Source organism: Methylocaldum sp. RMAD-M (assembly GCF_017832375.1).
Lineage (GTDB): Bacteria > Pseudomonadota > Gammaproteobacteria > Methylococcales > Methylococcaceae > Methylocaldum.
Genome location: NZ_JAFIBZ010000003.1, coordinates 151,896 through 165,016, shown reverse-complemented (window position 1 = coordinate 165,016; position 13,121 = coordinate 151,896). Strand labels below are relative to the sequence as shown.

Here is a 13,121-nt window from a genome sequence, read left to right as displayed (position 1 = left end):
GACCCCGGCATTCCAATCGCAAACGGTGTCTTCGGGAAGGGCGTGGCCGGCGCTCCCGGCCAGGCCGTTTGCGATTGGAAGGGTCGCGACTAAAGCGACCGTTTGCGATTGGAAGGGTCATCCCAGCGCTCCTGGGATGACCGTTTGCGATTGGAGCACCGAAGCCACCCTTCCCTGCCGGGGTGACGTCATTCGCCTTAACTTAACGGCATTGCCCTCCCTGGCCCCTTTTGCAAAGGGGGGAATGACGCTTGCCTCCCCCCATTGTGAAAGAGGGATCGAGGGGGATTCAAAACGCCGGCCGAGCACCGGATCCCTGTCGGTTTTCTCATCGGACCGACACGACCTAACGTCCAGTAGATGGCGCGTTGCCGCGTAAGCCGTCGTCGGTAAGCGAAAACGCCATATCCGCCGCGAATCTACGCCGCCAAAGTATCCCCGTCAATTGCAAGCAGGTTGAGACTCAGCGCACAACTCGAGACGTCCGGCCCGATAAATTCCGGAATGTGGCGCCCCGTCTCTTTTCAAAGACATGGACCCGGTTTAGTGCCGTTCTTGTCGTTCCCGCTCTTTTTCCGGAATTTTCTCTTTGGATGTGGCGGCATCGACCAGTGCGTGGCACGCGCTGTCCTCGGCCAAGCCGAGTTCGATCCAGGGAATCAATGCTGCCGCCGGAGTCAGGAGCGCTCCCAGCGCTACGGAAGCTGCGCCGCGGGCGATCAGGGGCGCAGGCTCGGGATAGGGGCGCGGCTTTTTCAGGTTTCCTTCGATCTTGATCGGATTTCGCGCGCTGAACGGGCTGAAGTCCTTGGGATGGGCGGTCAGGCGGAGATCCAGGGCCTCGGTGGCCAGATTCACCTGGCCTTCCATCAGCACATTGGTATCGGTGGTATCCATCAGGAACAACTGAGTCTTCACCACGCCGTCGCTGACGATGAAGTCGGCGATGGTGCAGCGGACCGGAATGCTCGGATCCGTGCCGATGAGTTTCTGGAGACTCTCCGCGAAGTCGATACCGAACAGTTCCATCATCAGGTTGCTGATGCGGCCCTGTTCCATCAGGATGGTTATGCCGCCGTCCGCGTGAGCGGCCATCTCCGCCACCGAGTTGCCGGCGGTGGTCAGATTCACGCGGCCGAAAAAGGTGCCGGCGGTTTCTTCTTCGAACGGGGTTCCGGCCACCAGCCGCTTGAACGGCACCTTGTCGATTTTTCCTTTGACTTCGGTCTGTAATTTGTCGCCGCGTGCGTTCAGAGTCACATTGGATTCGATCGCCCCGAAACCCACGGTAAGCTTTACCGGTTGGATCGTCAGCATGCCTTGATCCATTTTGACATGCACGGACACATCGTCCACCGGCATCCAGGGGGTCACGATATTGCTGCTTTGGAAGCGCACGTCCCCGTCGGCGGCGCGCAAGCCCTCCACGGGATACGGCTTGTCGGGAAGCAGTCTCGGGCGCTCCGGTTCCTCCGGGGACGGCGTCGGATCGGCACCGAAGACGCCCACGAAATCCTTGAAGTCGAGTTTGCGGGAAACCACGTCGCCTTGCAGGTAGGGCCGCTCGTCCCGCATCGTGAACATCAGGTCGCCGGTGAGATCGCTGTTGCCGAGACTGCCCTCGAACCCCTTCAACAGCCAGCGTTCGCCCTCACGGTTAATCTTTCCGCTGAACCGATACGGCGGCGTTTCGGGTATCCACATGGGCGCTATGGAGGCGAGCGCCGCGAGATCCGGCCCTTTCGCCTCGAACTGCAAATCGGGGCCCTGAAGCTCCAAGGGTTCGGCTATCGTGCCCGATACCTTGGCCTCGGTCTTGCCGTACTCGACTTCGACGTTAACCGGGAAAGGCTGATCTTCTTGCCAAAGATCCAGCACCGAACCGCCTCTGACCTTCAGCGTGAATTGTTCCTGCTGCAATCGGCCCTGGCCGCTCAGTTCGACCGCCTGCTCGTCCGACTCGCCGACCACCGTCGAAACGTTCATGTCCAAGCGGGTATCCGTGGTCGGATCGCGGAACAACAAGCGGCCGTCGTCGATGGCGAGGCTATCGATTTTCGGAACCCATCTTTCGCTAACGGGGGCTCCGGCCGGTTCCCGCTTCTCTTTTTTGTCGCCGAACTCCCAATTGGCCATTCCCTCGGGATTCCGTTCGAGCAATATGTGGGGTTTCGAGACGCGGACTTCCGGAAGCACGATGCGCCCTTTGAAGAGTTCCGGAATTCGGACGGCGAACGCCAGCCGGTCGAGGGTGAACATCTCCGGTTCGCTTCCCCAGGGCGCATTGGCCAGTTCCACGTCGTTGATCGTGAAGCGCGGCGTCCACGACCAGTCGGCGCTCAGATCGCCATTGATCGCGAATTCGCGGCCCAGGGACTTGCTGACCGCCGTGGATAGCGGCTCGCGAAGCCTGTTCAGGTCGAAGAAGGCTATGACGAGAACGATGGTAAGAATCAGAATCCCGATCAGGGCACCGATTCCGATAGCGATCCATTTCAAGACGCGCAGCATAAGCTTTCCCAAGGAAATCGGTTATCGGGCTGATCGGCAACCCGCCTGGTGAAGGCCGGTACCGCTCCAAGTTCCTCCCGGATTCCGCTCTCAATGTCCATAGTACCCTCGGCGCCGCGAGCGATTTACACGGTCCGTATCTTTCAAGCCTCGCTGCCGGCGAATCCGCTCGGTCGTACGATGCCTTGCCGGATAGACCTGTCGCCGTCCAAATTCTCTTAAATCGTTATGACCGCCGATCCGGCAAAAAGGTCGTTGGAAAGACGCTTTCCATCCTTAGACAGTACGGATGATTGTTCCCCCACGATTTCGCTATCGACCCGATCCGCCCGCTCACGGAACTTTTGATTTAGTATCGCGTCAATATGATCGTCATCGCCTCGGTACCCCGCATTGGGTGGTGTAAGCCAGGCGTAAGTATCAACGAGATGAATCCGCGTCCTTGGAGATTTCTGGAGACAATCATGTTCAAGCTTTTCCCGCCGAATTCTAAAACCACGGGATCCGCCATCTTGGCCTTGAGCGCTCTAATTTTCTCGGCAACGACACTGGCTGACGAGCCGCCTGTCGAGGCCACATCCGATGCAGTCGAGTATTGCGAATCGCTCGGCATGGTGAGCGGGCACTCGGGCTACGGAAAACATGGCGGCGTGCACTGGGAGCGAGTCGCAAAAGGCCGGGCGCTACGGAAAGCGGACAATCTCGGAGCCACTCATATCGTATGGGAAAGCGCCACCCCTCGCGGTGCATTCAATGGTCATGTGACCGGCAACATCTACGAGTGTGAATGAGTAACCGGCTCCGCGAGAGGTGAAACGCCGCTCGCGGAGCCGATCGCGCAGGTCTTTCGCATCCCGCCGCGCGTTGGGGCAGAGGACTCGATACCGGTATCGAAGAAAATATCCGAACCGTACTCGATCACCGTTATCCGGGAGAGGTCGAAACGCTCTTCATTTTCGACGACGCACACGAACCGGCGCTTCCCTTATTAATCAGGCCCGTAAATACCCTCCTGGTATTTCGGGCCGCCGCCCGGGCCGGTACACGCCCGGCCTGGGCTCACGCGGCTTGTCGCCGCGCCGGGGCATCCCTGTCCCGGATTAACCCGGCCTATTATTTATAGGCCGGGTTAATAGTCGAAAAAGCGCTTGCCGAGCGGAAGCGAGCCGGACAGGCCGTCGACGCGCGAGTCATTTTTTGCGGCCACACGCCGATTCTCAAAACAGACGTCCGCGCCGAATCGTTCGCTGGATACGCCTGTGCGAATGCCGTTCGCTAGCGGTTTTCCAGTCGGCTGAAGGTGGAATCCAGCGCTCTCTTCAGCTTTTCCGCGGCTCCGTTGACCGCCTGCTCGACGCTGTCGGCCCTGTGACTGACCGCTACCGGCTTCAGGCCCGCAGGGCGAGCCTCGAGCAGGCAGCGTATATCGTCTTGACCGATCTTGTGAGCGTTGATGTCACTGAGATGAGCTTCCACCCGGGTGACCCTTTCGCCGAAACGACCCAAAATCGCCGCTACCGAATCCTCGACCCAGTGGGCCAGTTCGTCGCGGCCTTCGATGTTGCTGTCGGTGTTGAACTGAATCTGCATGGACGCGTCCTTTTGCCTAGGCTATCCGGGAACGACCCCCTTAATAGCGATAAATCGCGGCAACCCCGGTCCCGGTGGGCATCCGCTCGGGGGGAACGACGACCACCTGGCCGCCGCTCCTCATGACCCACTCCGCGAGATCGTCGAGCAGATCATCGACCTCGGGGTGAGCCAGATCGTCGAATTCGACCTGTCCGGTCGTGGAATCAATTCGGCCGGGAATCTCGCAGCCGGCGTCGATCAGCAAGCTCGTAACCCGACCGGCTACGGCCGCCTCGGCGACCTGGGCCGGATCGTCGGCACCGAGCCCTTTGGCTTTCGCCGCGCCGAACGCCTCCACCAGCTCGTCCAGCCTTGCCAGATAATAAGGCTCGACCGCCCGCCACGCGCGCTCCCGCAGTTCGTCGGCGGACACCGCGTCCGGATGGACATCGATGCCTTCCTCCAACAGGAACGGGTTATGGCTCACCCGGCGGAAGAGATGATGGTGTTCCGGCAGCGCCGCGAGCACCAAGGGCAAGCCCGAGGGCCGCGAATGATGTTCCAGCACGGCGCGGTCGACGACGCGAAAGAACCGTTCCGCATCAAGGTCCACCTCGTCCTTTCTCCCGCCCTGGCCATGGTGCATCGCCGGACCGGCGGGGCCGGAGCCATAGGTGGAGACGGTCAGGTGCGGCTCGGTCAACTCCTCGCCCAGCGCTTCGATGATGGTGCGCGGGACCTCATCGGCCAGTTCGATTTCGTCCAGTGCGTCGCGATTCCCTTCAAAAAGCTTGATTTCCTTACGATTCAGTCCGAGAACCTGGTAGCGATCGGCCGACTGGAGGATGCGCAGCAGGGGTTTGGTGTGGAAGCTGTCGGCCACTACCGCCAATTCCGGAACCGGCCGCTGCAGCCTATAGGCTAGGAACAAGCCGGGCGCGGCCAGTACGGCTAGTCCATCCAGCGTGTGATTCCAGAAGCCGCGATCGGCGGCCAGGTTTCGAAACGGCTCGATGAGCGCTCGAATCTTTTCTTCCGGATAGGTCCGCCGCAACGAGTCTTCCAAGGCTTTCACCAGGTTCCGAAACCGGATTCGGTCCTGCTGGTTATCCGGATGGGACCGGTGAGTCGGCGCGTACAGCGAGAGGCATGGGGGCCCTTGAACGTCGAAGAAGAGCCCGGTGGGGTAATCATGTGCCGGTGAATCCATAAAGCCTCCGGGGCAAGGCGAAAGTCCTGGAAAATACCCAAGATGAATAAGTATCAATGACCAAGAACGTTCGCCAATCGTTCCCCTGCTTTCAGCCGGCCGCCTTCCGCTGCGATGATTCCCGTTGTTCCGGTCGGCGCGACCTCCCCCGTCTCTCTATAGAGCCTGCCAGACAAACCAGAGTCCCAGACCGAGCGAGCCGAGGCCGAGCCCGGCGGCGGTGAGCCGGCGGCCATGCAGCCGGGTCCACAGCAGCACGCCGGTCAGGCCGAGCACGATCAGTCCGCCGGCCAGCGTGTCCGCCAGCAAGATCCAGCCGACGCCCAACCCGGCGCCGCGGTGCAAGTTGCCGAGCAGGGCGAAGACATTCGCTTCGCCGCGCTTGACAGTGACGAAAGCATTACCTTCCCAATATTCCGCTTGGAGGAAGCGTTGCGGCGTACGCGCGGCGATCTGCCAGCGCGCCGGCTGCCGCACCTCCACGCCGTTCCAGATAACGGTCTTGCCAGGCTCCTGCATGATCTTCGCCTTGTCGGATGGGAACTGCAGCGCTTCTGCTAGCCATAGTGCCAAGGCCTTGGGATCGGCGGGACGCGGTTCCGGCAGCGGCAGCTGTATCACGGTCTGCTCCATCCGGGCGGCCGGAATTTTCAACTTCTCGTGGTGATTGAGCAGAATTCCCGTGGTCCCGAACAAAAACCCCAACGCCGCGCCCCACAGCCCTATCCAGGCGTGAGTGCGGCGCAGCCATTTGAGGAATGCCCCGCGCGCCAGACGCCTAGGGAGGAACAAGTATCCGCCCGAGGGCTTGGAGCGCGGCGAGTGAGCCGGAAGACCGAACTCGGCGGGCTTCATCAGAATCTCACCCGCAGCGCGGCTGTGGCGGCAATCGGCGAGCCCGGCATGATGTTGTTGTTGCTGTGCGCCGAAGCGTAATACTCCTTGTCGAATAGGTTTTCGACGTTGACCTGCACCTGGACATTGTCGTTGACCGTGTAATAGACGGCCCCGTCGAAGCGGAGGAAGCCCGGCAGGGTGACGTTATTGTCGGTGGCCGCGTACATTTCGCTGCGGTATACCGCGCCGAGGCCGACGCCCCAATGAGGGGTAATGTCGTAGCGGTTCCAGAGCGAAACCGTGTGTTCCGGGACCTGGGCCACCTTGTTGCCTTTCGGAGCGCTGGCCGACAAGCTCTCGGTGATTTCGGCATCCTGGTAGGCGTATCCGCCGATCACGCGCCATTGGTCGGTGATGTTGCCGCTCAATCCCAGTTCAATCCCCCGCGTGCGCTGGCCGTCGACCAGGAATGATACCGCGGGGTTATTGGGGTCGGTGGCGATCGCGTTGAGGCGATCGAGCTGATAAAAGGCCAGGGTCGCCGACAGATCGGGACGGATGTCCCACTTCGCACCCACCTCGTAGTTCTTGAACTCTTCCGGCTCCAACGAGCTATTGGCCAGTGTCAGCGAGGCCAATTGATCGCCCGCTCGCGGCACATAGGCCATGCTGTAGCTCGCATAGATCGAGAGCTCGTCGAACGGCTTGAAGATCAGGCCCCCGCGCGGCGACCAAAGGTCGTCATTGGTGTAGAAAGTCTGGCCGTTGCGGTTGTTGCGGAAATCGACCTCGAAGTTGTCGTAGCGAAGCCCCGCCACGAGTTGCCAGTGCTTGGTGAGCTCGATCTGATCCTGAAAATAGCCCGCCGCGATGGTCGCGAGGCCGTGGTTGTCCGCATCCGTGGCGCTTTGCCGGAAGGTGACGGGGCCGGTATATCTCGGATCCGCCACGGGAACCCTGGCCGATGTCGCATTGGGACCCACCGCCGTGAAATATCCGGTCTGGCGAAAGTTGTCGGTTTCCTGGTGACCGAACTCGGCGCCGGTCAACAGAGTGTGTTTGAACGGTCCGGTTTCGAGCTCGAACGTCAGATCGGTCTGGTTGAAGAAATTCTCGCGCTGGGTCGCGTTGTTGTAGGCCGAGATCGCCACCTGGTCGCCCGCGGCATTGACCGCCCCCGGGAAGATGTTCTGGTAGAACTTGTCGTAGATCGCATAACGGGTGCGGTTGCGGAACTTGATCCCGTTCCCGAAGTCGTGATCGATCAAGGCGTTGAACGCGTCGACTTTCGACCAGGTCGGACTGCGCCTCGGATCGCCGAAAAACGTGGAAACGTCGGTCTCGACCGGGCGGCCCGAGAACGAAGAAATGCCGCGGTCCGCGACACGGTCGTCCTCGTAATGCTCGTAGCCGAAGGTCACTTGGGTCTGATCGCCCAGACGCCAGGACACGGTTGGATTGACGCCCCAGCGCTCGGCATGGAAACCCTCGCGAAAGCTGCGTGAACTCTCCCACATGCTAGTGAGACGAACGGCGAAATTCTCGTTGATGGCTTGGCCGAAGTCCCCGGTTAACCGGAATTTGTCCCAGGAACCGACCTGAAAGCTCGCCTCGCGCGGGTTCTCCCAGTTCGCTTGCTTGGTTACCCGGTTGATCAGACCGCCGGAGCTGCCGCGGCCGAAAATCATCGCGTTCGGGCCTTTCAGCACCTCCACCCGGTCGATGTTGTAAAGATCGCGGAAATACTGGACATCGTCGCGCATGCCGTCGACGTACATATCGCCGGTCGTGGCGTTGCCGCGAAAAATCACCGCATCCCGGTTGCCTTCCCCTTGCGACATCACGACGCCGGGCACGTAGCGGACCGTGTCGGCGATGCTCTGCATGTTCTGGTCCTTGATCAGCTCCTGCGTGATGACGGTGATCGACTGCGGAACGTCGATCAGGGGAGTGTCGGTCTTGGTCGCCGTCGTGGTGCGTTTGGCCATGTAACCTTTCGTGTCGCCGCCCGCCTGTTCCACCTTGCCGACCACTTTGACCTGGTCGAGCGTGGTGAGATCTTCGTCCGCCGCGATGGCGCCATCCGTCGCGCATGCCAGGGCAAGCGCGAGTGGCGTTCCGGCCAACGCCGTGGATTTAAGCCGGTAGTTGTTATTCTTAGTCATGGATGTTTTCCCCAAGTTAACTGGTTCTGTTGGCTGGCTACCTGGCTGGAAAACGGCTGGGTGGCTAATTCGTATGTCAAGGCTTGGCTTCGTTCGGATCGGAGACGAAGCCGATGCGTGTCACGCCGGCATTGGCCGAGGCGGCGAGCACTTCGGCGATGATCTGGTAGGCCGTGGCTTTATCGGCCCGGAGGTGCACCTCGGGCTGAGGCTGCTGCCGTGCCGCCGCCGCGAAGCGCTCGCGCATCCCTGCCCGGTCGATCGCGTCATTGTTCCAGAAAAGCCGGCCGGCTCCGTCGATCGCCAAATCGACGTGCTCGGCTTTGTCCGTGCTCGGCTGGCTCGCCGCTCTGGGCAGATCGATCTTGACGTTGTGGGTGAGCAAGGGCGTCGTGATCATGAAAATGACCAATAACACCAGCATGATGTCGATGAGCGGGATCATGTTGATCTCGGCCGAGGGACGCATGCCGCCCTGCCCCTGGCTGAAGCTTCCGAACGCCATCACACACCTCCCGCGACGGCCTGGCCGACCGCGCCGCTTCGCGCATCGGCTTCGGTCCCGACGCAATGCGCGCCGGTAGTCAGGAAGGCGAACAGGTCGTGGGCGAAGGCATCGAGCTTCGCCAGCAGAAGCCGATTGGAGCGGGCGAAGGCGTTGTAGGCCAATACGGCGGGAATGGCCACGGCGAGGCCGGCGCCGGTCATGATCAGCGCTTCGCCCACGGGACCTGCGATCTGATCGAGGCTCCCCTGCCCGCTCATGCCGATGTTGACCAAAGCGTGATAAACGCCCCAGACCGTGCCGAACAAGCCGATGAACGGGGCGGTGCTGCCGATGGACGCGAGCACGGTTAGCCCCCATTCGAGAGACGCGGTTTCCTCGTCGATGACCCGGCGCATCGAACGCGTCAGGAATTCCGCCGCCGAACCCGCCTCGTTCAGCCGCCCCGCGCCGTGCCGAGCATGATGCCGGGATGACACCAGCGCATGATAGGCGAGATGGGAAAACGGTTCGTCCGGGTGGTGCTCTTCCAATTGCAATTCCACGGCATGCAGGGAAGAGGCGTTCCAGAAGGACTCCAGAAAGCGGGCCGTCCGGCGGCGCGCGATCAGCGCCTGCAGGTTCTTCGCCACGATGAAATACCAGCTCGCGACGGACATGGCGACGAGGATCGCGAAAATCGCCTTGCCGGCCGAGTCGCTTTGCGCCAGGAAATGGGTCAAGCCCAGGGTTTCTGTCGTTTCCATAGGATTATCCTTCGAGTGAGAATGAAATCGGGACCAAGACCCACGCCGGCACGGGCTTGTCTCCCTGGCGGGCGGGAACGAATTTCCACTGCTTTACGGTTTCGAGAGCGGCGGCATCGAGCCGGTCGTATCCGCTGGAGGTCTGGACGTTAACCGCTTCGGCGCCGCCGCCGGCATCCACCAGAACCCGAAGCACGACTTTGCCCTGTTCTTTTCGGCGGAGGGAACCGACCGGATAGGCCGGCGCCGGATTGCGCAGATAAGCCGCGTTGAAGCGTGGCGGAACGACCGGCCCCGGCGACGGAGCCGTCGCCGATACGGCTGATGGCGGCAGTACCGGGCCCGGCGCCGCTTCCGTCGAAGTTTGACGTAGAGACGGTTCCTGTTCGGCAGTCGTCTGCTGCACGGCTGCCTGGCTGGGCCTGGACAGGATCGGCGACCGCTTGGCCGACGGTCGGACCTGTTTCGGCTTGGGCTTCGCTTTCGGTTTGGGCGTTTCGGTCTTGGGCTTGACGGGTTCTACCGGTTTCTGTACGGCCTGGGGCGCATCGGCTTGCGGGTGCGCCGTCGAAATCAGGTCGACCATGACCGGCGCCGCTTGCGGACTCTGCACTGCCGGCACCGACTCGTCCTCTATCAGCATCGGTAGCACCGCGGCATGGACCAGGGCGGCCCCCAATATGCCGGCGGTGCGAACTCCCCAACAACGATCGACGATTGAGATGCCGGGCCAGAGACGGTCCGGCGGAAAAGTGGCTGCCCACATGATGCTGCCTCACCAACAGAAGCGTAACTAAACCAAACTGTCTGGCTGGCTACCTATGCCGTGAGGCCGGGTGGCTGGCTACAAGGGGTGTCGGAACCTGCGACGCGTTCCACTAAAGCATTTTCCGATTCGGTGTAAGGGATCCCGATGTGTAGGTCGGCAATCCTTTGCCGACAGCAACAGTCCGGCCAGCGGGTTGTCGGCAAAGGATTGCCGACCTACGCTCTCCCCTCCCGGGACGAGTCTCACACACACAAACTATTTCGTCAGAATGAGCTTGTCGTTGCTGGTTAGGCGCAGACGGTATTCGTCTCCGCCATGTTCGATCACGATTTCACGACCGGAGCCCAACAACTCCGCACTTGTGACTCTGCGCTTCGAATGAAAGGGCCCCGCATCACCCCGACGATGCGGGCGATCGGTTTCGGTTCGGTTGCTTGGGCTCATACTTTTTCCTCATGTCGTTCAGCGGCGGCGGACGGCACATCCACCCTGTCGCAAATGATATCAATTATCATTTTCATTGACAACCGTTCTTGCTGCGCCTGACTCGTCGAGCCATGGGAATCTTTATGCGACCACCGAGGTCATAGGAATCAAAGAACTCAAAAAAATCCGCCACTGGGGTATCCAATATGACAAGCGACGACGTCCCCCCCATAAGGACCGATGGATTCGAATTCATCGAATATACCGCCCGTGACACTCAAGCCTTGGCGAGACTTTTCGAGCAGATGGGATTCAAGGCCGTGGCCCGCCACCGGTCCAAGGATGTGGTTCTATACCGGCAGGGAGAGATCAATTTCGTCATTAATCACGAACCGGGGAGTTTCGCCCAGCGCTTCGCGGAGCGGCACGGGCCTTCGATTTGCGCCTTCGCGATTCGCGTCGAAAATGCCGCCTGGGCCTTCCGGCGCGCGCTCGAACTGGGCGCCAGGCCGTCCGCCAGCGAGGCTGGTCCCATGGAACTCAATATCCCGGCCATCCGCGGAATCGGACGGAGCCTGATTTATCTGGTCGACCGTTATGGAGAGCATTCGATCTACGATGTCGACTTCGTTCCCATCGAAAACGAGCCGGCGGAACCTTTCGGGGTCGGCCTGACCCGCATCGACCATTTGACCCATAACGTGCGCAAGGGCCACATGGACGAATGGGCCGATTTTTACGAGCGCGTCTTCGGTTTCAGGGAAATCCGCTATTTCGACATCCACGGCAAGGCGACCGGGCTGAAATCACGGGCGATGGCGAGCCCCTGCGGAAAGATCCGCATTCCCGTCAACGAGCCTTCCGATCCCAAGTCGCAGATTCAGGAGTACCTCGACCTTTATCACGGCGAAGGCATTCAACACGTTGCTCTGGCCACGGACGACATCTACGCCACCGTTGAGCGGCTCCGCGAGAACGGCGTCCGCTTCATGGACGTGCCCGATACCTATTACGAGCGGGTGAACTCCCGCGTTCCGGGCCACGGTGAGAATTTGGAGCGGCTGCGGCGGAACCGGATTCTCATCGACGGCCTGCCGGGCAACAAAGTGGGCCTTCTCCTGCAAATCTTCACCGAGACCGTGATCGGGCCGATTTTCTTCGAGATCATCCAGCGGAAAGGCAACGAAGGATTCGGCGAGGGCAATTTCCAGGCGCTGTTCGAGGCGATAGAAGACGATCAAATGCGACGGGGGGTAATCTGATGTTCCGCTGGATTTCACTGCCGAGAGTCGAGGGCGTCGCCGCCCGCCAGGCTCACGCCGATTTGCCCGAGGGCACTTACGAACGGGAATTGGGGCGGGAGGGCTTCTACGGCCCTTCCACGCAAATGCTCCACCGCCATCCGCCGACCGGCTGGATCAGCGTCGAGGGACCGCTCAGGCCGCGCGCCTTCGATACCAACCAGCTCACCGGAACCAGCGTCTCGCCATGGGACGCCACGCCGATGCTGGGCAATCTGAGCGTGAAAATCCGGTGCTGGCATACCTATTCCGCCATGGACCACCTGGTGCGGAACGGCGACGGCGACGAATTGCTGTTCGTCCACGAGGGCTCCGGGCATCTTTATTGCGACTACGGCCATCTCGCCTTTTCCGAGGGCGATTACCTGGTGATTCCACGGGGCACCCTGTGGCGCATCGAAACCTCCGGCATGGGCGTCTTCCTCCTGATCGAGGCGTCCAACAGTACCTACCGGCTTCCCGAAAAAGGCATCGTCGGAGCCCATGCCGTGTTCGACCCGGCGGTCTTGGACACGCCCAAGATCGACGACGCCTTTCTCGCCCAGCAGTCGGACCGGACCTGGCGGGTGCTGGTCAAGCGGCGGGATCGGCTCAGCGCCGTGACCTATCCCTTCAATCCGCTCGATGCCGTCGGCTGGCAGGGCACGCTGATGCCGGTCCGGCTCAACTGGCGCGATATCCGCCCGCTGATGAGCCATCGCTATCATCTTCCGCCTTCGGCCCATACCACCTTCGCCAGCGAGCGCTTCGTCGTGTGCACCTTCTGCCCGCGGCCGCTGGAAAGCGATCCGGGCGTGCTCCGGGTGCCCTTCTATCACAACAACGACGATTACGACGAGGTGATCTTCTATCACCGCGGCCATTTCTTCTCCCGCGACAACATCCATCCGGGCATGATGACCCTGCACCCCAGCGGAATCACCCACGGCCCTCATCCCAAGGCATTGGAGGCGGCTAAGGCGAGGTCGCGCACCGAAACCGATGAGGTGGCGGTCATGATCGACGCCCGCGACGCCCTCGAAGTGGCCGACCTGCCCCGCGGGGTCGAGTGGGCGGGCTACGTGGATTCCTGGAAATAG

At 61.2% G+C, this 13,121-nt stretch carries 11 protein-coding genes and 1 pseudogene; 3 read left to right on the top strand and 9 right to left on the bottom strand.

The genetic code is table 11. The features are described 5' to 3' along the window. Positions 1 to 543: 543 nt before the first annotated feature. Positions 544 to 2,511: an AsmA family protein gene (locus JOD69_RS04415; RefSeq protein WP_077729150.1), complete on the bottom strand. Its 1,968-nt coding sequence runs from the start codon at positions 2,509 to 2,511 to the stop codon at positions 544 to 546. A 464-nt stretch (positions 2,512 to 2,975) separates the two neighbouring features. On the opposite strand from JOD69_RS04415, the gene JOD69_RS04410 reads away from it, so the two are divergent. Then, positions 2,976 to 3,302 carry a hypothetical protein gene (locus tag JOD69_RS04410; protein ID WP_077729151.1) on the top strand — a complete coding sequence of 109 codons (327 nt, stop codon included), beginning with the start codon at positions 2,976 to 2,978 and terminating at the stop codon, positions 3,300 to 3,302. Between the two features lie 484 nt (positions 3,303 to 3,786). On the opposite strand, the gene JOD69_RS04405 is transcribed toward JOD69_RS04410, so the two are convergent. From JOD69_RS04405 to JOD69_RS25190, 8 genes and pseudogenes are all read right to left on the bottom strand, one after another. Further along, positions 3,787 to 4,101, bottom strand: coding sequence for an HPF/RaiA family ribosome-associated protein (locus tag JOD69_RS04405; RefSeq protein WP_077729152.1), 315 nt, complete (start codon positions 4,099 to 4,101; stop codon positions 3,787 to 3,789). Between the two features lie 40 nt (positions 4,102 to 4,141). Further along, positions 4,142 to 5,293: a hypothetical protein gene (locus JOD69_RS04400; protein ID WP_086135476.1), complete on the bottom strand. Its 1,152-nt coding sequence runs from the start codon at positions 5,291 to 5,293 to the stop codon at positions 4,142 to 4,144. Between the two features lie 156 nt (positions 5,294 to 5,449). Then, entirely contained in the window at positions 5,450 to 6,148 is a 699-nt protein-coding gene (locus tag JOD69_RS04395) for a PepSY-associated TM helix domain-containing protein (protein WP_077729154.1), read from the bottom strand. Beyond that, entirely contained in the window at positions 6,148 to 8,295 is a 2,148-nt protein-coding gene (locus tag JOD69_RS04390; protein WP_086135475.1) for a TonB-dependent siderophore receptor, read from the bottom strand. Before JOD69_RS04390 ends, JOD69_RS04395 begins: the two co-directional genes overlap by 1 nt. 76 nt (positions 8,296 to 8,371) lie before the next feature. Beyond that, positions 8,372 to 8,800: a biopolymer transporter ExbD gene (locus JOD69_RS04385; protein WP_086135474.1), complete on the bottom strand. Its 429-nt coding sequence runs from the start codon at positions 8,798 to 8,800 to the stop codon at positions 8,372 to 8,374. Then, the gene (locus JOD69_RS04380) at positions 8,800 to 9,546 is read right to left on the bottom strand and encodes a MotA/TolQ/ExbB proton channel family protein (protein WP_086135473.1); all 747 of its coding nucleotides are present in this window, start codon (positions 9,544 to 9,546) and stop codon (positions 8,800 to 8,802) included. The genes JOD69_RS04385 and JOD69_RS04380 overlap by 1 nt, the downstream gene beginning before the upstream one ends. A 4-nt stretch (positions 9,547 to 9,550) precedes the next feature. Further along, positions 9,551 to 10,312 carry an energy transducer TonB gene (locus tag JOD69_RS04375; protein ID WP_086135472.1) on the bottom strand — a complete coding sequence of 254 codons (762 nt, stop codon included), beginning with the start codon at positions 10,310 to 10,312 and terminating at the stop codon, positions 9,551 to 9,553. A 258-nt stretch (positions 10,313 to 10,570) separates the two neighbouring features. Beyond that, positions 10,571 to 10,690, bottom strand: a pseudogene (locus tag JOD69_RS25190) (hemin uptake protein HemP); the annotation flags it as partial. Positions 10,691 to 10,947: 257 nt separating this feature from the next. Here JOD69_RS25190 and hppD point away from each other — a divergent pair. Further along, on the top strand, positions 10,948 to 12,003 hold the full coding sequence (hppD, locus tag JOD69_RS04365) for a 4-hydroxyphenylpyruvate dioxygenase (RefSeq protein ID WP_077729160.1): 1,056 nt from the start codon (positions 10,948 to 10,950) through the stop codon (positions 12,001 to 12,003). Beyond that, positions 12,003 to 13,121, top strand: a complete 1,119-nt coding sequence (locus JOD69_RS04360; protein WP_086135470.1) for a homogentisate 1,2-dioxygenase — start codon at positions 12,003 to 12,005, stop codon at positions 13,119 to 13,121. Before hppD ends, JOD69_RS04360 begins: the two co-directional genes overlap by 1 nt.

Excerpts from the sequence above, each read along its gene's own strand:
- JOD69_RS04410 (WP_077729151.1), top strand. The coding sequence starts at position 2,976 with ATGTTCAAGCTTTTCCCGCCGAATTCTAAAACCACGGGATCCGCCATC.
- JOD69_RS04360 (WP_086135470.1), top strand. The coding sequence starts at position 12,003 with ATGTTCCGCTGGATTTCACTGCCGAGAGTCGAGGGCGTCGCCGCCCGC.
- JOD69_RS04390 (WP_086135475.1), bottom strand. The coding sequence starts at position 8,295 with ATGACTAAGAATAACAACTACCGGCTTAAATCCACGGCGTTGGCCGGA.
- JOD69_RS04385 (WP_086135474.1), bottom strand. The coding sequence starts at position 8,800 with ATGGCGTTCGGAAGCTTCAGCCAGGGGCAGGGCGGCATGCGTCCCTCG.
- JOD69_RS04415 (WP_077729150.1), bottom strand. The coding sequence starts at position 2,511 with ATGCTGCGCGTCTTGAAATGGATCGCTATCGGAATCGGTGCCCTGATC.
- hppD (WP_077729160.1), top strand. The coding sequence starts at position 10,948 with ATGACAAGCGACGACGTCCCCCCCATAAGGACCGATGGATTCGAATTC.
- JOD69_RS04400 (WP_086135476.1), bottom strand. The coding sequence starts at position 5,293 with ATGGATTCACCGGCACATGATTACCCCACCGGGCTCTTCTTCGACGTT.
- JOD69_RS04380 (WP_086135473.1), bottom strand. The coding sequence starts at position 9,546 with ATGGAAACGACAGAAACCCTGGGCTTGACCCATTTCCTGGCGCAAAGC.
- JOD69_RS04405 (WP_077729152.1), bottom strand. The coding sequence starts at position 4,101 with ATGCAGATTCAGTTCAACACCGACAGCAACATCGAAGGCCGCGACGAA.
- JOD69_RS04395 (WP_077729154.1), bottom strand. The coding sequence starts at position 6,148 with ATGAAGCCCGCCGAGTTCGGTCTTCCGGCTCACTCGCCGCGCTCCAAG.
- JOD69_RS04375 (WP_086135472.1), bottom strand. The coding sequence starts at position 10,312 with ATGTGGGCAGCCACTTTTCCGCCGGACCGTCTCTGGCCCGGCATCTCA.